Below are 18,731 nucleotides of genomic sequence, written 5' to 3' on the forward strand. Positions count from 1 at the left end.
CCCATCACGTTATCGGTGACCAAAACGTCCTGGCAAGTTGCAACCAGGGTTGTTTGAAACAGGATTGGGTTTGCTTGAGACTGCAAGGGGAGCTGATGCTCCCCTTACTTATGAGTGTTTTCCTGTGAATGCAGGGATCTGAACTGGTAGCGATCGAGGATCTGCTGATAGTCGGGGCTCTGTTTCAATTGATCGATAGCCTGATTGATCCGCTGCAGTTGCGCCTCAGTGGTGCTCTCTTTGCTCAGCATCAGGTGAACAGGTGTCTGTTCGATATGCAGCAGAATATACAGTTTGTCCTGCACGCCATCCTTACCCTGCCACTCCTGCAGTCCGTAGGGATCCAGAATAAACCCCTGGATCCGTCCCCCTTGCAACATCTTCAGCAGCTGATCCAGCCGCAGGCGCATCTGCAGACGGGGCTGCAGCTCGGGCCTTGCCATCAACTGGCGGAAGGTATTGCCGTAATCAAAGCCCTTGAGCACCCCGATATGAAAGTCAGGGGTGTTGATCAACTGCTCCAGGGTGGTGATCCCGCGCCAGCGAGCGGCATCTTGCCGACGGATGACGATGGCCGTCTCCTCTTCCCGATAGGGGTGGCTGAAGCGGGCATATTGCTGCCGCTCGGCGGTGATATTGGCTGACATGGCCAGTTGAACCGTGCCGAATTTCAGCTCGTGCAACACGCGAGCCCAGGGCATTTCACTGAATCTGGCCTGATAACCGGCACGCAGGAAGATGGCGTTGAGCAGCTCCACATCCAGTCCGCGGAGCTGTTGCTGTTCATTGCGATAACTGAAGGGCTGCCAGTCGACCCAGCCCACGACCAATGACTCTTGTGCCGTAGCCTGGCAACACAAACACCATAACAACAAGAGTCTGTACACAACGCATACCCTCGAACAGGCTGATACGGTTGAGTATTGGACAGGAACGACGGAGTAACCAGTGCTGAGGGTTGAGCGGATGCACAGATGTGCATCCCTCACAGTTCGTGGGCGTGGAATCCCTTGCGATAGCGGGCTTCGCAGCGCGGGCAGCGTTGCAGAGTCGGATCCTGTTCCAGCTGTTCGATGGAAAGCGGCTCTTCACAATCGGAGCAGAGGCCATAGAGGCCAAGATCCATCTGGCAGAGTGCCGCATCGATCCGCTTGAGGCGGGCCACACTCTGCTCTACCTTCGGCAGATCCAGTCGGCTGGTCAGTTCCACCAGTTGATCCTGCTCGCAGTGACCGACCTGTTCGGCCCACTCGTCACGGCGGCAGGCTTTAAGCTGACCGATCAGCGTTTCTCGTACTTGGGCCCAGTCTGACAGCAGGCGATTACGCCAGACAGTCAACTGTGCTTGCGTCATTTCACACACATTATCCCCCACAGGACAGACGACAGATTCGGGGCAGTATAGGGATCCGATAACTTTATCAAGATGATATGCGTCAAGTTAAACGTGGTTAGCTGTGGCTTTTGGCTGCTTGCAGCAGGGCATCGCGGATCGGATCCGTCTCTTTGAGCACCCGGATCTCCTGAAACAGCAGGTCCGCTTCGGGATATTCCCGCTTGAGATAGCTGAACCACTGTTTGATGCGGCTGGGGTAGTAGTCGGCTTTTTCGCTGGCCAGATCCTGCTCGGTATAGCTCACCATCAACTGCAGCACCTCGGCCCAGCTCATGTGCGGGCAGCCGGTTTTCATCACGTTGGCCAGATTGGGCAGGGAGATGGCGCCGCGCCCCACCATGAGGGCATCACAGCCGGAGACGCTGGCGCAGGTGAGGGCATCCTTATGATCCCAAATCTCGCCGTTGGCGGTGACGGGGATGGGCAGGGCGCGGCGAATGGCGTCCACGTACTCCCAGTGGGCGGGGGCCTTGTACCCTTCGCGTTTGGTGCGGGCATGAACGGCCAGCTCGTTGGCCCCCCCCTGGAAGACCGCCTGAGCGTTCTCCAGATAGAGATCCTTGTCGTCGTAACCGAGGCGAATTTTGGCGCTCACCGGCAGATGGGCGGGTACTGCGTCACGCACCGCCTTGACGATGCGGTAGATGGTCTCGGGCTCTTTGAGCAGCACCGCCCCGCCCTTGCTCTTGTTGACCGTAGGGGCGGGACAGCCGAAGTTGAGATCGACGCCGGGGGAGCCCAGCTCGATGGCGCGCACGGCGTTCTCGGCCAGCCACTCGGGGTGTTGCCCCAGCAGTTGTACCCGCACCGGGGTGCCTGCGCGGGTTTTGCCATCTTGCAGCAGTTCAGGGCAGAGGCGGTAGAACACCTTGGCGGGCAGCAGCTGATCGACGACCCGGATAAACTCGCTCACGCAGAGATCGTAATCATTGACGGAGGTGAGAACCTCCCGCATCAGGTGATCCAGTACCCCCTGCATGGGGGCCAAAATAACGCGCATAACGGCTTTCCGACGAGAGTGGCAAGAAAAAAGAGCGCAGATTGTAGTGGGGTTGCGGCCCGCTGTCAGCACCCGCTCAAACTCTGTTAGGCTAGAGGGAGATAAATCACGCAAGGAGAAGGAATGAAGCGTTGGTGTCTAATGGCGCTCGGGTGGCTGGCATTTGTCACCGGTATTGTGGGCATTGTGCTGCCCCTGTTGCCGACTACCCCCTTCATGTTGCTGGCTGCCGCCCTGTTTGCCCGCTCATCGCCCCGTTTTCATCGCTGGCTGTTGACCCATCCCTGGTTTGGCCCGCCCATCGTGGATTGGCAGCAGTATCGCGGCATTCGTCGTCAGGCCAGACGGCGCGCCATTATCTTCATTTTGCTCACCTTTTCGGTGTCACTGGCGGTGGTGCCACTGCTGTGGGTCAAGGGGTTGCTGGTTATCATAATGGTGATCCTGCTCACCTGGTTAATGCGCCTGCCGGTGCTGGAGCCAGTTGCAATGGTGAAGTGAAGTCCCTAAGCTATTGCAGCAATAATGCTATGGAGTCGGCCTGTCATTTTTGCGTGACAGGCTTTTTTATTTCCCGCAGAAGGGAATTGAGAAAAAATGGCCACCCTTGGGTCAAAAAATAAGCGGTCAACACATGAATCCGGAAACCCTGAAATTTATCGAAGCAAGCATCAAGACCATTCCCGACTATCCGAAGCCGGGCATTCTGTTTCGTGACATCACCAGCCTGATTGAGAACGCCGAGGCCTTTAAGGCCACCATCGATCTGCTGGCCAATCATTATCGTGATCAAGGGATCACCAAGATTGTTGGCACCGAAGCTCGCGGCTTCATCTTTGGCGCGCCGGTTGCCTATGCCATGGGGCTGGGCTTCGTGCCGGTCCGCAAGCCGGGCAAGCTGCCGCGCGAAGTGATCGAGGAGTCCTATGCCCTCGAGTACGGCACTGACACCCTGCAACTGCACACCGATGCCATCGTACCCGGTGACAAGGTGCTGGTCGTGGACGATCTGCTGGCGACCGGCGGTACCGTCGATGCGACCGTCAAGCTGATCCGCCGTGCTGGTGGTGAAGTTGCCGATGCGGCCTTCATCATCTCCCTGCCGTCTCTGGGTGGCGATGCCCGCCTGACTGCCGCTGGCATCAAGGTGGTCTCACTGGTCGAGCTGGCCGGCGAGTAATGCCTCTTCGGCCCGATCCTCTGCATCGGGCCTGCATTGAACCGGTGCCCGTGCGGGCATCGGTTTGAAAATCAAGCGATCCCTCCCGCTCTCACCGATAGCCGATACAGCCAGCCCGCCATTTGTGTTAGCATCCGGCCTCAATGCCCTGTCTTCCCTGCATGATGGATTTATGAGCTATCAGGTTCTGGCGCGTAAATGGCGCCCCCATACGTTTGAACAAGTGGTAGGCCAGCAACATGTGCTGACCGCCTTGACCAACGCCCTGGATCAGGGACGGCTGCATCACGCCTATCTGCTGAGCGGTACCCGTGGGGTCGGCAAGACCACCATCGCCCGTATTCTGGCCAAGAGCCTCAACTGCGAGCAGGGGATCAGCAGCCACCCGTGTGGCGTCTGCGATACCTGCCGCGAGATCGATCAGGGCAACTTTGTCGACTTGCTGGAGATTGACGCGGCGTCGCGAACCAAGGTGGAAGATACCCGCGAGCTGCTCGACAACGTGCAGTACCGTCCGGCCCGCGGCCGCTTCAAGGTCTACCTCATCGATGAAGTGCACATGTTGTCGCGCCACAGCTTCAACGCGCTGCTGAAAACCCTGGAAGAGCCGCCTCCCTATGTGAAGTTTCTGCTGGCCACCACGGATCCGCAGAAGCTGCCCATTACCATTCTCTCGCGCTGCCTGCAGTTTCATCTGAAGAGTCTGGATCAGACCCAGATCGCCAAGCAGCTCGAATGGGTGCTGGATCAGGAGGGGCAGCCCTTCGAGCCGCGCGCCCTGCTGGCACTGGCCAAAGCCGCTGACGGCAGTATGCGCGATGCCCTGAGCCTGACCGATCAGGCGCTGGCCCACGGGAATGGCAGCGTGCGCCTCGACAGCGTGCTGGCGATGCTGGGCACGCTCGATCACCGCCATCTGCACCAGCTGCTGGAAGCCATTTTGCGGCAAGATGCCCCCGCGACTATGGCCAAGATCACCGAGATCGCCACCCTGGGCCCCGATTTTGATCAGCTCCACGCCGAGCTGGAAGGCTTGCTCCATCGCATCGCCATGGCACAGCTGCTGCCTGCCAGTGTGCAGGAACAGGGGGCGGATGCTGATTCCCTGCTGCAACTGGCCAAGGCGATGAGCCCAGAAGAGGTGCAGCTCTGCTACCAGATTGTGCTGGGTGGCCGTAAAGATCTGCCTTGGGCCCCCGATGGCCGCACCGCGCTGGAGATGACCTGCCTGCGGATGCTCGCCTTCTCCCCAAGGCGCGATGCCCTGCATCCGGCCAGCCTCACTGCGCTGCCCCCGTCAATGACGAGCAATGCCACTCCGGTAGCCTCCTTGCCGGGAAAGCCCCCGGCCGCTGAATCGGCCGCAGTGGCACCGATCAGCGGCGCCGTGCCTGCACCGCTAGCCAGCCCTGTTGCCAGCACGCCTGTTGCTACCAGTGCAGTGCCCGCGGTTGATGTCTCCCTGCCTGCGATGACGGATGACATCGGCAACCCCGCCGACAGCGAGGAGGAGGCGCAAGCCGCCGAGCTGTTCAGTCAGCAGGATGAGTTGCTGCGTGAAGCTGCGGGCATGGGGTATCAACCCGAGCCCGAGTTGCCCCATGCGCAGCCCGATGTGTCTGCGCACTCAGACGCACAGCCCGCAGATGCGGATGATCGAGCGTCTGCCGCAGCCGATACCGACTATTCCCGTGGCGAGCCGCTGACCGCCCCCTTCGAGCCCGCGCTCGAAGCGACAGCAACGCCTGTTGCCGCTGCTGAACCGGTATCAGCTGTATCGAGCATGCAGAGCCTGCTTGGCAAGCGAAACATGCTGCGCAGCCGCCAGCGTGGTCAGGATGCCCCGGCGGCGCCCGCGCCGCGCGCGGTGCCGGTTGCGCCAGCTCGCCCTGTTGTGCCCGCTGCTGCACCGGCCGTCACCCAACAACCTGCTCCGGTCAGCCAATCGGTCGGGCAGGGGATGGCGGCGATGGGTCACTATGATGATCTGCCGCCGGTGGATCTCTATGGCGACGGTTACGAGCCGCAGGGTGACAACGGGGAATACGAGGAGTACCTCAATCAGGGCTTTGCCGAGCAGACTCAGGTGATGAGCCACGCCCCTGTCACGGCACCGGCCCAGCCAACCGATCTGCCCCCCTGGGATCTCGACGGGCAGCCGAGCTATCGACCCGGCGAGCGCAGCGCTGCGGCGCCTGCGGTGACGGCCGCCCCAGCGACCCAGCCACCCGTTGCCACCACGGCGGTGGCTGCTACCCCTGTGACGCAGGATGAGCCCGTTCAGCCGGTGATGGAGACCATCGACTGGGATGAGCTCGAGAGCGACAGCGAGCCGCAAGAGGGAGAGGCGACTCGCCTTATCCCCTCCTCGCTGCTCAATGGTTGCGGCGAACCTTGGGCCGAGTTGATCGCTCACACTCAGGTGGGAGGGCGGCTGCGCCAGCTGGCCATCAACTCGGTGATGACGCGGGAAGGGGACAAGGTACTGCTAACCCTCAAGCCCGAGCAGCGCCATCTGGTGAGCGACAAGGCGCGCGCCGATCTGGCCGAGATCATCGGGCCAGCGCTGGGTCAACCGGTGCAGGTCGAGGTAACGCTCGGTGTGGTGCCTGACCAGGAGACCCCCCTTGAGATCGAGCACCGCCTTTATCTCGGGGTGCGCGAGCAGGTGACCCGGGATCTGGAGCAGGATCCCAACGTGCAGTTTTTAGTTCAGCGGTTTGGTGCCGTGCTCCATCACGAGAGCATCGAGCCCCTCAACCGCTAAATTCCGTGGCCGGGAGCTCGCTTCCGGTTGAAAAGCAGTTTGGCTGTCCCCATCTAGGACAGACAAGCCCACAGCCCGGCGCTGGATGCCGGATTTCAAGACGAGAGACGACATATGTTTGGTAAAGGTGGAATGGGGAACCTGATGAAACAGGCCCAACAGATGCAAGAGCGTATGCAGAAGGCGCAGGAGCAGCTGGCTCAGATGGAAGTGACCGGTGAAGCCGGTGCTGGCATGGTCAAGGTCACCATGACCGGTAGCCACAGCGTCCGTCGCATCGAGATCGACCCCTCCCTGATGGAAGATGACAAGGAGCTGCTGGAAGATCTGGTTGCCGCCGCTTGCAACGATGCCGTGCGTCGTGTGGAAGAGCAAAACAAGGCCAAGATGGGCGAGCTGACCGGTGGCATGCAACTGCCGCCAGGCTTCAAGATGCCCTTCTAAGGCGACTCTCCCCGCGCATTCTTGCTCCCTTGTCGCTGGCCATTCGGGTCACGGCAAGGGGGACGGCCGAGAGACCCAAAGACGCAGCGTTATTGCTCAGGCGATACGCTGCGTTTTTTATGGGCGCCATGCTGGCGCGGGCGGGCTCTAACTATCCCTTCTGGGGAGAGGTTGCCACAGCGAAGGCCGATTACGCCATGAAACGCAGCGCCTTGTATAGGCGGCACTATTTGTCGATACCCGCTATCGGATATCCCGGTTTGGCGTGGCCGGGCTGGATCGGCATAATGGCGGCTTGCCGTATCGAGGAGATTGTATGAAATATATCGGAGCCCACGTCAGTGCGGCCGGCGGGGTGGAGAATACCATCGCCCGCGCCCAGGCCATCGGGGCCAACGCGTTTGCCCTCTTTACCAAGAATCAGCGTCAGTGGCAGGCGGCTCCCTTGTCGGATGCTACCATCCGTGCCTTCAAGGCGGCCTGTGACAAGGCCGGTTTTCTGCCGGAGCAGATCCTGCCCCACGACAGCTATCTCATCAATCTGGGTCACCCGGATCCCGATGGTCTGGCCAAATCCCGCGATGCGTTTCTCGACGAGATGAAACGCTGCGAGCAGCTGGGGCTCTGTTATCTGAACTTCCACCCCGGTAGCCATCTCAAGCAGATCCCTGAGGCGGCCAGCCTCAAGTTGGTGAGCGAGTCCATCAACTGGGCGCTGGAGCGCAGTGAAGGGGTGACGGCGGTGATCGAGAATACCGCCGGGCAGGGGACCAACCTCGGCTGGTCGTTCGAGCACCTCGCCACCATCATCGAGGGAGTGGAGGACAAGAGCCGGGTCGGGATCTGTTTCGATACTTGCCACGCCTTTGCCGCTGGCTACGATCTGCACACCGCCGAGAGCTGCGCTGCCGTCTTTGCCGAGTTCGACCGCACGGTGGGTTTTCACTATCTCAAGGGGATGCATATCAACGGCGCCAAGTGTACCTTCGGTAGCCGGGTCGATCGCCACCACAGCTTGCGGGAGGGCAATCTGGGAGAGGCGGTATTCCACCACATCATGAATGATGATCGTTTCGATCGCATTCCGCTGATCCTCGAGACCATAGACGAGTCTATCTGGGGCGAGGAGATCAGCTGGTTGCGCAGTCTGGCGAAGTGATACTCAGAAGCGAATCAAAGAGAGGGAGCCGTGGCTCCCTCTCTGCTTTTTCCGTTATTGGCGAGCGGGCCTGCCAGCGGCGCTCCGAGCGGGCGTTACTCTGCGCGGCTCACCTCGGCATCCTTCACCTGAGCCCGGCAGAAGTGGATAAAGTGGCGCAGGGAGGTGGAGTGGTACTTCTGCTTGTGCCAGATAAGGGAGAGCTGGCGCGGGAAGCGACGGGAGAGGGGCAGGGCGATCAGCCGCCCATCTGCCAGGCGATCCGAGGCTGCCAGCCGGGAGATAAAGGAGATGCCAAGCCCCTTCTCCACCGCCAGCATCACCGCCTCCAGGGTGTTGAGTTCAAGCCCTGGTTGCCAGCGGGGCAGCTCGGGCTGGATCTGCTGGATAAACTGCTCGCGGCTGCCCGATTGCGCTTCACGTAATACCCAGGTCTCGCCCCCAAGTCGGGAGAGGGAGAGCTCTTTCTTGTTGGCAAGTGGGTGACCGGGTGTGGCCACCACCAGCATCTCGTCCTGCAGCCAAGGTTCGGCGAGCAGGTCGGGGTGGTGGTTCTCCCCCTCGATCAGTGCCATATCCAGCTCGAAGTTGGCCAGCGCATGGCAGAGCAGGTGAGTGTTGTTGATGGTCACCTTGGGGGGGAGCCCCAGCTCCTGTTTGCTGCTGGCGAGCAGGGTGGGGAGCAGGTAGTTGCCGATGGTCTGGCTGGCACCAAGGCGAAGCTGGCCGCTCGGCTCGGCATCGGGGCTGAACAGGTTCTCGATATCCTGCATCCGGGTCAGCAGCTCTTCGGCGGCCGGTTGCAGCAGGCGCCCCTCGTTGTTGAGCTGCAATCTGGGGTGAATGCGGTCAAACAGCGGGGTGGAGAGCTGGCGCTCCAGCTCCTGCAGCGACTGGGAGACGGCCCCCTTGCTCAGGCAGAGCTCGTTGGCGGCAAGGCCAAGGTTTCCATAGCGGGCAATGGTGGCGAACACTTTCAGCTGCTGCAGGGTCAGTTTCATTGTGTTTGGTTTTCCTGAATGATTGATTCAATTCATTTAGATATCGTAAACGATAAGGGGCCATTATCCTATCGCCATAGTCATCAATAGAAAGGTGTCATCATGATCGCAAGAACCCGTAAATCACTGGCTGCCGCCCCAACCCCCATGGCGGGTCTGGCGCTGGGCATCGCCAGCCTTGGTTGGTGTTGGGAAAATGCCGGTCACTTCGATGGCCGGATGCAACTGCTGGGCGCTGCCATTGCTGCCGTGCTGCTGGTGATCCTGACCTTCAAGTTTCTGCTTCACCCCCGCCTGCTGTTGCAGGATCTCGCTCACCCCGTGGTGGGCAGTGTGGTACCGACCTATGCCATGGGTACCATGGTGGTCTCCAAAGCGCTCGGTATGATTGCGCCGCAAGCGGGCGAGGCCCTCTGGCTGTTTGCCGTGGCGGTTCATCTGCTGTTCCTGGCCACCTTTATCTGGCATCGCGCCAAAGAGTTTGAAATCCACCACATGGTGCCGAGCTGGTTCGTGCCGCCGGTGGGGATCATCGTGGCTGACGTCGCCTTCCCGGGTGGTCAGTTTGCCCCGCTGGCCAACGGTCTGCTCTGGTTCGGGATCATCTGCTATGGCCTGATGCTGCCGCTGATGCTCTATCGCCTGATCTTCAGCCATGAAGTGCCGGATGCCGCCAAACCGACCATCGCCATTCTGGCGGCTCCTGCCAGCCTCTCTCTGGCCGGTTACCTGACCGTCAGTCAGGAGCCGTCACTGCTGCTGGTGGCCGTGCTGTTGGGGATCGCCATCCTGATGACAGGCATCATCTATCTGGCCTTCATCAAACTGCTGCGTCTGCCCTTCTCGCCGGGTTATGCCGCCTTCACCTTCCCGCTGGTGATCGGTGCAACCGCCCTGTTCAAAGTGGCTCATCTGGTTGAAGGGTTTGCGCAAGGGAGTCACTACGTCGAGCAGATCAGACTGCTGGCCCACTTCGAACTGGGGGTGGCTACCGTCATCGTCGGGTATGTGGCACTGCGTTACCTGATGTTTTTTCTGCCGCAGCGTAATACCGAAATGAATAACGGCATGGCCCGCCAGGGTGCTCACCGATAAATCTTGATGATGTGACATCGGGAAATGGATAAGCAGTGCGCTCCGAGAGCGACGGGATAAACGACCAGTCATACGATGGATGGACAAAGAGCCTCCACCCTGGTTGTGTAACGAGCAAAATGCCCCGCAGTGCGGGGCATTTTTTTATGGTTTTTTGATGTGGCGCCCGTGGCGGGCGATTTGCCATGGATTTAACTGGTATTACCTGTCAGGACGACTACAATGCAGCACCACTTTTTCGCTCGACCCCAATACATGTCGTCCCAAGATCCCGTATTTGACTCCTCCTTTGAAGCCCGTTTTCTGCATCCCCGCTACTGGTTCAGCTGGCTGGCGCTCGGTGTGCTGATGCTGCTCGCCTTTGTGCCGGTGCGATTGCGCGACCGTTTGGCCGAAGCCTTGGCACCGCTGGTGTTTCGTATCTCGAAAAAACAGATCTATATCGCCAGAACCAATCTGGAGATCTGCTTCCCGGACAAGAGCCCGGAAGAGCGGGATGCCATTGCACTGACCTCGATCCGGGTCGGCCTCAAGAGTCTGCTGGGATTTGGCGAGTTCACCATGCGCAGCCAGCGTTATCTGATGAGCCGGATGCAGGTGATCGGTTGGGAGCATATCGAGGCGGAGCGGGCAGCCGGCCGTCCGGTGATCCTGGTGGTGCCCCATACCTGGCCGGTGGATGCCGCTGGTTACTGCTTCACCCAGCGCGGGGTGCCGATGTGCACCATGATGAAACGGGCGCGCAATCCGGTGTTTGACTGGCACCTCAACCGTGCACGAGCCAAGAACGGTTGCCGCGTCTATGAGCGCAGCGCCGGGATCAAGGCAGTGATCAGGACCATCAAGAGCGGTCGCAGCTTCTTCTATCTGCCGGATCAGGATCATGGCCGCGAGAAGAGCATCTTCGCCCCCTTCTTTGGTTATCCCAAGGCGACCCTGCCTGCCTTGCCCCGTCTGGTGCAGGTCAGCGGTGCCAAGGCGGTGCCGCTGCTCGCCTGCTATGACGAAGCGAACCACTACTACCGGCTGGAGATTGAGGCACCGTTCGACAACTATCCCACCGAGGATGTGATGGCCGATACCTGTCGCATGAACGACATGGTGCAACAGCAGCTGATGCACCATCCGGGCCAGTATATGTGGTTCCTCAAGATCTTCGATACCCGTGAAGATCAGGAGGGGCTGGATGGCCTTTACGAGGCGGGGATCCAGCGGATCCGCAAGGGATTGTCGCCCCACGGCTGACCCAGAATTTGGATTGATTGAAATGGCCCCAGGTGGGCCATTTTTTATGATAACTAGTCTGATCAGTGCCTTGCAGGTCGATGGCCAGCCTCCCCAGGGTAGAAAAAAATGTCAGGATAACTACAATAACCGTTTGTTTTTGATGACTTGATGGCTGCCATGTCTGCGTTAGATCCGGTATTTGATACCTCATTTCATAGCCGCCTGCTGCATCCCAAATGGTGGGGCAGCTGGTGTGCGCTGGGCCTGCTTTCCCTGCTGGCATTTACCCCCGCGAGACTGAGGGAGCGCTTTGCCGATCTGGTCTCTCCTACCCTGCTGCGTTTTTCGAAAAAGCAGGCCTATATCGCCGATACCAACCTCAAGATCTGCTTTCCCGAGCTGGATGCCGCTGCACGGCAGGCGCTGCTGCTCAAATCGATCCGGGTCGGGCTCAAGACCTTTATGGGCTTTGGCGAGCTCAGTTGGCGCAGCAAGGGGCGGCTGACCCGCCGCATCAAGGTCACCGGCTGGGAGCATGTGCAAGCGGAGCAGGCTGCAGGCCGCCCGGTGATCCTGGTGGTGCCTCACACCTGGGCGGTTGACATGATTGGTCGCTACTTCTCCATGATGGGCATCGAGATGTGCACCATGATGAAGAGCCCGAAAGATCAGGTGTTCGACTGGTACATCAACCGCGAGCGGGCCAAAGCAGGCAAGGTCTATGAGCGTAGCGCCGGCATCAAACCGGCGATCAAGTCGATCCGCGCTGGTGCCAGTTTCTTTTATCTACCGGATCAGGATCACGGCCGCGAGGCGAGCGTGTTTGTTCCCTTCTTTGGCCGCCCCAAGGCAACCCTGCCAGCCTTGCCCAAGCTGGTGAAGCTGACCGGTGCCAGAGCCGTACCCATCTTCGCCAGCTATGACGAGGATGAGGGGCGCTATCTGCTGGAGATCGAGCCGCCGTTTGACCCTTATCCCACCGCCGATCTGCTGGCAGACGTCAAAGCCATGAACCGGGTGGTGGAGATGCAGGTGGCGCGCCATCCCGAGCAGTACATGTGGTTTCTCAAGATATTCGAAACCCTGGAGCATCAGGAGGGGGATGACGGCCTCTATGAAGCAGGGATCCAGCGCATTCGTCAGGGTTTGCCGCCCGAACCTTGAAAATTGGCCCGCTTGCGGGCCATTTTTGTTGGCACAAGCGCCTTTCGTATTTGGTCTGCTGCTGGTGGTTTTTAAGGCGAACGGGTGGACAAAAACAGCGCAAACAGGGGATAACAGGGTGTCTTATGAAAGGGAGAGGCAGGTGAGCGTGCGCGGAGCTATCTTCGAGAGCGGAAATAGGGTAAAAGGGCGGCCATGAAAATTCCAAATCGAATCCAACCTCTGGTTGATGACGGCCTGGTCGATGAGGTCGTCAGCCGGTTGATGAGCGGCAAAGAGGCCGACGTCTATGTGGTGCGCTGCGGCGACGAGATCCGTTGCGCCAAAGTCTATAAAGAGGCGTCCAAGCGCAGCTTCAAGCAGGCCGTGGTCTATCAGGAGGGGCGCAAGGTGCGTAACAGCCGCAGCGCTCGCGCCATGGAGAAGGGCTCCAAGTACGGCCGCAAGCAGCATGAAGAGGTGTGGCAGAACACCGAGGTCGACGCCCTGTTCAAGCTGGCGGCGGCCGGTGTGCGGGTGCCGCAGCCCTATGTCTGCCTCGATGGCGTCCTCTTGATGGAACTTATCACCGATGAGGATGGCAATGTCGCGCCGCGCCTCAACGATGTGGCGCTTACCCCCGAGCAGGCGGTCATCGACCATGCCAAGGTGCTCCGTTACGTGGTGCGCATGCTCTGCGCCGGCCTTATCCACGGGGATCTCTCCGAGTTCAATGTGCTGGTGGATGAACAGGGCCCGGTCATCATCGACCTGCCCCAGGTGGTGGATGCCGCCGCCAACAACCAGGCCAAGGCGATGCTGGAGCGGGACGTCAACAACATGCGCAACTACTACGGCATGTATGCCCCCGAGCTGCTCAAGACCCGTTATGCCCAGGAGATGTGGGCGCTGTTTGAAGATGGCAAACTCACCCCCGATAGCGAGCTGACCGGTCACTTTGAAGAGAGCAGCACCGCCATCGATCTCGATTCGGTGCTGCAGGAGATCGAGAGCGCCGAGGAGGAGGCCTATGCCCGTCAGGCCCGGATGAAGGCGGAGCAGGAAGACAGCTACTAACGGTCTTGCCACGTTCGCAAAAAGAGCGCCTTCGGGGCGCTCTTTTTGTTGGAGTCTCGGTTGAGGTCATCATACCTGTAACTGATCACTGGCTGCTGTAGTCAATAGACCTGCTGTTGCCGGGCGGGGCAGGGGGCTAGCTGATACATCTCCAGCCAGTTGCGATCCCCCGGATGGAAGCGCCGCCCCAGCAACACGCCCCCGGCGGCCGTAATGACCTTGCGGGAAGCCAGATTGTCTTGGTCACAGCTGATCAGTACCGGCGCTGCCAGCACCTGTTGTTGTACCCAGCGCAGCAGCACGGTAGCGGCCCCTTCGCCACGGTGAGAGGGGCGGGTTTCGTAACCGATATGACCCAGCCACTGGCGGGTTGCCTCATTGTCACCGTGACGCAGTCGCAGGGTGGCGATGATCTCCTCGCCATCGAGGGCAAAATAGGTGGTGGTCGGCAGGTATCCACTGGGCAAGTTGCGCGCTTCTGCGTGATCCAGCAGGCTCTGTAGCCAGCCGTCCGGGTCAAATTGCGCCACCTGATAGAGCGGCTGTCCGTCCTCGGCGCATTCGGTGACATAGCGCCGGTAAGCCGGGGCATCTGCCAGCCTGGCCGGTCGGCATTGCAGAGCGAGCACTTTGCTCATGACAGGAGCGCGCAGGGCGGCAGCGGTTGCGGCTCGTTGTGGTGGAGCTCCTGTACGCAGGCCCGTTGCCTTCCAGCCTGTTTGGCGGCGTAAAGGGCCCGATCCGCGCGCAGATAGGCCGCTTCAAACCCCTCGTCAGGGTGCAGCGAGGTGAGGCCGATGCTGAGGCTGATGGGGCCACCGGCCAGCGCCCGGGTCGCCTCGGCGATCTGCTGTTGCAGGCTGTGACAGTAGTCGGGCAGGGTATGCGGGTCCGCCATCAGCAGCAGGGCCAGCTCATCGCCGCCAAGCCGACCGGCCATGCCCTCGGCAGGCAGGGTATTGGCGATCACCCGACCCACGGCCCGCAGCATGGCATCACCGGCGGGGTGGCCGTGGCGGTCGTTGATCTGTTTGAAGTTGTCCAGATCGATCAGCAGCAGCTGGCCGGGGCTCGTCACCTCGCGGGCACGCAGGGCAACCTGGCGTTCGAAATAGTGGCGGCTGAACAGGCCAGTCAGCTCATCCTGATTGGCGCGCCGCTCCAGCTTGCGCTGGGTGGCCAGCAGGGCTTGCTGTTGGCGGGTGTGGACCAGGCTCAGCAGCAGATAACTGCGGGCGATGGTAAAGAGCAGGCTGAGCAGGATCACAGGCCCGAGCAGCGGGTCGGTGAAGGAGTTGGCCGCCAGCTCTGGCTGCCAGAGATGTTTGGCGATCCGCAGCAGTTGCAACAGCAGTTGCAGGCCGAGCAGCAGAATGGCAAAGCGCAGCACCCGATAGACGGGGGCCAGCCGCTGGTAGCGCCAGAGCTGCCAGATAAGCAGTGCAATCTGCAGCGAGAGCACGCCGGAGAGCACGATGATCCGGCTATGCACATCAAAGAGGGGTTGCTGCAGGGCGGTCAGGGCAAACAGGACGAAACCGCCGAGGGTAACGGCGGGCAGCAGCCAGCCCAGTTGATCGGCTTCACGGCGAAAGAAGTGGCGCATCCCCCGTTCATAGAGCAGGGTGGTCGACATCAACAGCAGGTTGGTGCAGAGAATATTGGCAAGGGATGCATTTCCCTCGAGGGGGCGCAGCAGCAGGCAGCAAAAAGCCCCCGCGATAACCAGTTCCCCCGCTGACCAGTAGATCAATGCCCTGATCTGGCGATGAGTGTGCCACATGGCGGCGAAAATGGTGGCGACCCCCACATGTGACAGCGTGACGAACAGCACCAGACTCAACAACTGGGCCGAGGAAAACAGACTTGGCATCAAGGGGCTCTCTGGGAAGTCACCTGTGAACGAACAGGCGATGGGGTATCGCCCGCTGGCAGTGGCCGATCACAACATGAATCAAACCTATTATCAATGGGTTAAATGGCCGAATGTGCTCATCTCCGACTTCTTGCACGATGGCAACTGCTGACTCGATTTATCAGCGCACAAGGAGCCATTTTATTGTCTTGTCAGTCAATTTCGCTGCGTGAAAGGTGGTGTTGGCGGCAGGGTAAACCCAACCGCCAGACGTTGTGCTAATCGCAGGTCGCAGCTGGCAAGCGCATCATGGTTGCCTTCCGGCCCAGATGGGTCAGCAGACGGCGCACATCGTCGAGGCGGATGATCAGAGTAGCGGTGTTGACCAGCGGATGGCACTGCACCTGTTCGGCCTGCCATATGGCCTCGTCCACCACCAGCTCTACCGCTTTTTCCCTGTCGCGCACCATGGCGAGCAGGGTCACCGATCCCGGGGTGAGGCCGAGCACCGCATCGAGCCGCTCGGGGGAGCCAAAGCTCAGCCGCTTGACGCCGAGCATGGCAGCCAGCGCCTTGAGGTCGACCCGGTGATCCTCCGGACTCACCACCAGAAACAGCCGCTCGCTTTTCGGATCGCGCAAAAAGAGGTTTTTGGTCTTGGCTGCGGGCAGGTCGGGCAGCAGCTTGCTCGCCTCCTCACAGGTAAATACGGGGGGATGATCGACACGCTGGTAGGGGATCGCCAGCTGATCCAGCAGAGAATAGATTGCCACAGATACTCCTTTCGTCGGCGAAGAGTGGTCAGAACGGGATGAGCGGGAATAACGACCGGATCGAGCTTACCAGTTTGACTCCCGCCTCGCAGCCAGCGTGATGATTGCGAGCAGGCACTGTATGAACGTACAATAGTCCCATTCTCGGACAGCCCCTTTACGCTTCATGACTGCAACCCAGCCCACCGTACCCGCCACCCCGCCCCTCGACGGTTTTATCCTGACCCGCCACGGTCGGGACGTGCGCGGCCGCAACGGGCTGCCTGCAACCACCGAAATCGTGATGTGGCTCTGGAGCGCGCAGGGGCCGGTGCGGGTGGTGGTGCCGGGGCAGGAGCCGGTGTTCTTTTTGCCGCAGAGCCATATGGCAGAAGCCGCCGAGCTGTTCAAAGGGGCCGGGGTGAGCGGGCGGTTTCGCCGCCTGCCGATGCACACCTTCGACGGTCGGCCTGTAGTGGGCTGCTATTTCATCACTCTGAGTGCCTTTCACCGTGCCATCGAGCTACTGCTTATTCGCGGGCTGGAGCACTTCGAGGCGGATATCCGGCTGCCGGAGCGGTTTCTGATGGAGCGTTTCATCACCGCTGGCGTGCGCTTCGATGGCCGGGCGGTAAAAAAGGGGGGCAAGCAGGGCTACTGGGAGGTGAACGAGGCGCGCTGCGCGCCGCAGGCGGTGACGCCAACCCTCTCCTGGGTGTCGCTGGATGTGGAGTGCGCCATGGACGGGGCGCTGTTCTCGGTCGGCCTTTACAGCGAGCAGGATGCGCGGGTCATCATGATTGGCACCCCGGAAGCGGATGCCGAGAGCTGGGGCACCCAAGTCCAGTGGGTGGCGGACGAGAGCGCCCTGCTGAGTGCGCTGGAGAGCTGGTTCAGTCACCATGACCCCGATCTGGTCATCGGCTGGAACGTGGTCAACTTTGATTTTCGCCTGCTGCTACGCCGCGCCGAGCTTAACAAGCGGCGGCTGCGGCTCGGGCGGGGTCGTGAGCTCTGCTTCTGGCGCTCGTCACGGGGCGATCCCCAAACCGGCAACGTCATTATCCCCGGGCGCATGGTGCTCGATGGCATCGATACCCTCAAAAGCGCCACCTGGCAGTTTGCCAGCTACAGCCTGGATGCGGTGGCGAGCGAACTGCTCGGCCGTGGCAAGGATATCGAGGATGTGGCCAATCGGGGGGAGAAGATCACCGAGCTGTTCCACTCCGACAAGGAGGCGCTGGCCCGCTACAACCTGGAAGATTGCAAGCTGGTGTGGGAGATCTTCGATTACTGCCACCTCATCCCTTTTGCCATCGAGCGCGCTTCCCTTACCGGCCTGGAGCTGGACAGGGTGGGGGGCTCGGTGGCGGCCTTTACCAACCTCTATCTGCCGCGGCTCCATCGTGGCGGCTACGTGGCCCCCAATCTGCCGGCCGACGGGGGGCTGGCAAGCCCCGGCGGCTATGTGATGGACTCCAAACCCGGCCTCTATCGCCACGTGCTGGTGCTCGATTTCAAGAGCCTCTATCCCAGCATCATCCGCACCTTCTGCATCGATCCCATGGGGCTCATCGAGGGGCTGCAGCATCCCGAGCACGCGATTCCCGGCTTTCGCGGCGCCATGTTCTCCCGCGAGCGGCACTTCCTGCCGGATCTCATCGCCACCCTGTGGGCGGCGCGGGATCGGGCCAAGGCCGCCAGCAACAAGGCGCTCTCCCAGGCCATCAAAATCATCATGAACTCTTTCTACGGCGTGCTGGGTTCAGGGGGCTGCCGTTTCTATGATCCGCGCCTAGCCTCGTCCATTACCCTGCGTGGCCACAGCATCATGCAGCAGACCCGCGAGTGGATTGAGGCGAAGGGGTTCGAGGTGATCTATGGCGACACCGATTCCACCTTTGTCCATCTGGGGCGCGAGACCAGCTCGGATGAGGCGGACGAGATTGGCCAGCGACTGGCTCAAATGATCAACGATAACTGGGCTGCACTGATCAGGCGCGAGTTCGACCTGCCGAGTTATCTCGAGATCCAGTACGAGACCCACTATCGCCGCTTTCTGATGCCCACCATCCGCGGCTTGGAGAAGGGGAGCAAGAAGCGCTATGCGGGGCTGGTTGGCAAGGCCAGTGAGGGGAGTGAACAGCTGGTGTTCAAGGGGCTCGAATCGGTGCGCACCGACTGGACCATGCTGGCCAAGCAGTTCCAGACCCGCCTCTATGAGCTGGTGTTTCACGATGAAGATCCCAGCGGTTATGTGCGCACCATGGTCGATGAGACCCGCGCCGGTCGTCACGACGATCTGCTTATCTACCGCAAACGGCTGCGCCAGAAGCTCGAGGAGTATCAGAAGAATGTACCGCCCCATGTGCGGGCGGCGCGGCTGGCCGATGAGGAGAACCTGCGCCGCGGTCTGCCCCAGCGCAATCAGCATCGGGGCGCCATCGCCTATCTGATGACCCTCAATGGCCCCGAGCCGCTGGAGTACCGGCGCAGCGCCATCGATTACGAGCACTATATCGACAAGCAGTTGCGGCCCATTGCCGATGCCATCCTGCCCTTTATCGGCGAATCGTTCGATCGGATCTGTGGTCAGCAGCTGGATCTTTTCTGATTGGTGCAAGTTGGCACTTTA

At 60.5% G+C, this 18,731-nt stretch carries 17 protein-coding genes; 10 read left to right on the plus strand and 7 right to left on the minus strand.

The features are described 5' to 3' along the window. Positions 1–104: 104 nt before the first annotated feature. The 3 genes from ACTG2W_RS01130 to dusC form a co-directional block, all read right to left on the minus strand. Complete coding sequence (locus ACTG2W_RS01130) at positions 105–824, minus strand: substrate-binding periplasmic protein (protein ID WP_440015977.1); 720 nt, start codon at positions 822–824, stop codon at positions 105–107. A gap of 161 nt (positions 825–985) precedes the next feature. Next, positions 986–1,354: a TraR/DksA family transcriptional regulator gene (locus ACTG2W_RS01135; protein ID WP_019445807.1), complete on the minus strand. Its 369-nt coding sequence runs from the start codon at positions 1,352–1,354 to the stop codon at positions 986–988. A gap of 97 nt (positions 1,355–1,451) precedes the next feature. Continuing rightward, a complete protein-coding gene (gene dusC / locus ACTG2W_RS01140; protein ID WP_201993155.1) occupies positions 1,452–2,396 on the minus strand; it encodes a tRNA dihydrouridine(16) synthase DusC in 945 nt (314 codons plus the stop codon). A gap of 123 nt (positions 2,397–2,519) precedes the next feature. Between dusC and ACTG2W_RS01145 the strand changes: the two genes are divergently transcribed. The 5 genes from ACTG2W_RS01145 to nfo all read left to right on the plus strand — a co-directional run bounded on the left by ACTG2W_RS01145 (position 2,520) and on the right by nfo (position 7,946). Next, positions 2,520–2,897 (plus strand): YbaN family protein, encoded by a 378-nt coding sequence (locus ACTG2W_RS01145; RefSeq protein ID WP_111900114.1) that lies wholly within the window; start codon positions 2,520–2,522, stop codon positions 2,895–2,897. A 133-nt stretch (positions 2,898–3,030) separates the two neighbouring features. Further along, complete coding sequence (gene apt / locus ACTG2W_RS01150; protein WP_005352403.1) at positions 3,031–3,576, plus strand: adenine phosphoribosyltransferase; 546 nt, start codon at positions 3,031–3,033, stop codon at positions 3,574–3,576. Between the two features lie 172 nt (positions 3,577–3,748). Beyond that, positions 3,749–6,343: a DNA polymerase III subunit gamma/tau gene (gene dnaX, locus ACTG2W_RS01155; protein ID WP_440015978.1), complete on the plus strand. Its 2,595-nt coding sequence runs from the start codon at positions 3,749–3,751 to the stop codon at positions 6,341–6,343. 114 nt (positions 6,344–6,457) lie between these two features. Then, positions 6,458–6,787, plus strand: coding sequence for a YbaB/EbfC family nucleoid-associated protein (locus ACTG2W_RS01160; protein WP_005333445.1), 330 nt, complete (start codon positions 6,458–6,460; stop codon positions 6,785–6,787). Between the two features lie 316 nt (positions 6,788–7,103). Next, complete coding sequence (gene nfo, locus ACTG2W_RS01165) at positions 7,104–7,946, plus strand: deoxyribonuclease IV (protein ID WP_440015979.1); 843 nt, start codon at positions 7,104–7,106, stop codon at positions 7,944–7,946. A gap of 95 nt (positions 7,947–8,041) precedes the next feature. Here the strand turns inward: nfo and ACTG2W_RS01170 are convergent, their stop codons facing one another. Continuing rightward, positions 8,042–8,947, minus strand: a complete 906-nt coding sequence (locus ACTG2W_RS01170) for a LysR substrate-binding domain-containing protein (RefSeq protein ID WP_429206054.1) — start codon at positions 8,945–8,947, stop codon at positions 8,042–8,044. A 102-nt stretch (positions 8,948–9,049) separates the two neighbouring features. Between ACTG2W_RS01170 and ACTG2W_RS01175 the strand changes: the two genes are divergently transcribed. The 4 genes from ACTG2W_RS01175 to ACTG2W_RS01190 all read left to right on the plus strand — a co-directional run bounded on the left by ACTG2W_RS01175 (position 9,050) and on the right by ACTG2W_RS01190 (position 13,489). Next, positions 9,050–10,042, plus strand: a complete 993-nt coding sequence (locus ACTG2W_RS01175) for a TDT family transporter (RefSeq protein WP_005352390.1) — start codon at positions 9,050–9,052, stop codon at positions 10,040–10,042. A gap of 255 nt (positions 10,043–10,297) precedes the next feature. Next, complete coding sequence (gene lpxM / locus ACTG2W_RS01180) at positions 10,298–11,287, plus strand: lauroyl-Kdo(2)-lipid IV(A) myristoyltransferase (RefSeq protein WP_106843585.1); 990 nt, start codon at positions 10,298–10,300, stop codon at positions 11,285–11,287. A gap of 150 nt (positions 11,288–11,437) precedes the next feature. Beyond that, positions 11,438–12,433, plus strand: a complete 996-nt coding sequence (locus tag ACTG2W_RS01185) for an LpxL/LpxP family acyltransferase (RefSeq protein ID WP_181281624.1) — start codon at positions 11,438–11,440, stop codon at positions 12,431–12,433. Between the two features lie 195 nt (positions 12,434–12,628). Further along, positions 12,629–13,489: a PA4780 family RIO1-like protein kinase gene (locus ACTG2W_RS01190; RefSeq protein ID WP_106843574.1), complete on the plus strand. Its 861-nt coding sequence runs from the start codon at positions 12,629–12,631 to the stop codon at positions 13,487–13,489. Between the two features lie 101 nt (positions 13,490–13,590). On the opposite strand, the gene ACTG2W_RS01195 is transcribed toward ACTG2W_RS01190, so the two are convergent. The 3 genes from ACTG2W_RS01195 to ACTG2W_RS01205 all read right to left on the minus strand — a co-directional run bounded on the left by ACTG2W_RS01195 (position 13,591) and on the right by ACTG2W_RS01205 (position 16,117). Then, entirely contained in the window at positions 13,591–14,127 is a 537-nt protein-coding gene (locus ACTG2W_RS01195) for a GNAT family N-acetyltransferase (protein ID WP_106843575.1), read from the minus strand. Further along, positions 14,124–15,362, minus strand: a complete 1,239-nt coding sequence (locus ACTG2W_RS01200; protein ID WP_106843576.1) for a GGDEF domain-containing protein — start codon at positions 15,360–15,362, stop codon at positions 14,124–14,126. Before ACTG2W_RS01200 ends, ACTG2W_RS01195 begins: the two co-directional genes overlap by 4 nt. Before the next feature lie 260 nt (positions 15,363–15,622). Next, positions 15,623–16,117, minus strand: coding sequence for a prolyl-tRNA synthetase associated domain-containing protein (locus ACTG2W_RS01205; RefSeq protein WP_106843577.1), 495 nt, complete (start codon positions 16,115–16,117; stop codon positions 15,623–15,625). Positions 16,118–16,283: 166 nt separating this feature from the next. Here ACTG2W_RS01205 and ACTG2W_RS01210 point away from each other — a divergent pair, with 166 nt between their 5' ends. Then, positions 16,284–18,710 (plus strand): DNA polymerase II, encoded by a 2,427-nt coding sequence (locus ACTG2W_RS01210; RefSeq protein WP_106843578.1) that lies wholly within the window; start codon positions 16,284–16,286, stop codon positions 18,708–18,710. Positions 18,711–18,731: the final 21 nt, after the last annotated feature.

This window comes from Aeromonas sp. 96A (assembly GCF_051919165.1).
GTDB lineage: Bacteria > Pseudomonadota > Gammaproteobacteria > Enterobacterales > Aeromonadaceae > Aeromonas > Aeromonas veronii.

Bases quoted from the DNA above. Each gene is read 5' to 3' on its own strand.
- ACTG2W_RS01135 (WP_019445807.1), bottom strand. From the start codon at position 1,354: ATGACGCAAGCACAGTTGACTGTCTGGCGTAATCGCCTGCTGTCAGAC.
- dusC (WP_201993155.1), bottom strand. From the start codon at position 2,396: ATGCGCGTTATTTTGGCCCCCATGCAGGGGGTACTGGATCACCTGATG.
- ACTG2W_RS01145 (WP_111900114.1), top strand. From the start codon at position 2,520: ATGAAGCGTTGGTGTCTAATGGCGCTCGGGTGGCTGGCATTTGTCACC.
- apt (WP_005352403.1), top strand. From the start codon at position 3,031: ATGAATCCGGAAACCCTGAAATTTATCGAAGCAAGCATCAAGACCATT.
- dnaX (WP_440015978.1), top strand. From the start codon at position 3,749: ATGAGCTATCAGGTTCTGGCGCGTAAATGGCGCCCCCATACGTTTGAA.
- ACTG2W_RS01160 (WP_005333445.1), top strand. From the start codon at position 6,458: ATGTTTGGTAAAGGTGGAATGGGGAACCTGATGAAACAGGCCCAACAG.
- nfo (WP_440015979.1), top strand. From the start codon at position 7,104: ATGAAATATATCGGAGCCCACGTCAGTGCGGCCGGCGGGGTGGAGAAT.
- ACTG2W_RS01170 (WP_429206054.1), bottom strand. From the start codon at position 8,947: ATGAAACTGACCCTGCAGCAGCTGAAAGTGTTCGCCACCATTGCCCGC.
- ACTG2W_RS01175 (WP_005352390.1), top strand. From the start codon at position 9,050: ATGATCGCAAGAACCCGTAAATCACTGGCTGCCGCCCCAACCCCCATG.
- lpxM (WP_106843585.1), top strand. From the start codon at position 10,298: ATGTCGTCCCAAGATCCCGTATTTGACTCCTCCTTTGAAGCCCGTTTT.
- ACTG2W_RS01185 (WP_181281624.1), top strand. From the start codon at position 11,438: ATGGCTGCCATGTCTGCGTTAGATCCGGTATTTGATACCTCATTTCAT.
- ACTG2W_RS01190 (WP_106843574.1), top strand. From the start codon at position 12,629: ATGAAAATTCCAAATCGAATCCAACCTCTGGTTGATGACGGCCTGGTC.
- ACTG2W_RS01195 (WP_106843575.1), bottom strand. From the start codon at position 14,127: ATGAGCAAAGTGCTCGCTCTGCAATGCCGACCGGCCAGGCTGGCAGAT.
- ACTG2W_RS01200 (WP_106843576.1), bottom strand. From the start codon at position 15,362: ATGCCAAGTCTGTTTTCCTCGGCCCAGTTGTTGAGTCTGGTGCTGTTC.
- ACTG2W_RS01210 (WP_106843578.1), top strand. From the start codon at position 16,284: ATGACTGCAACCCAGCCCACCGTACCCGCCACCCCGCCCCTCGACGGT.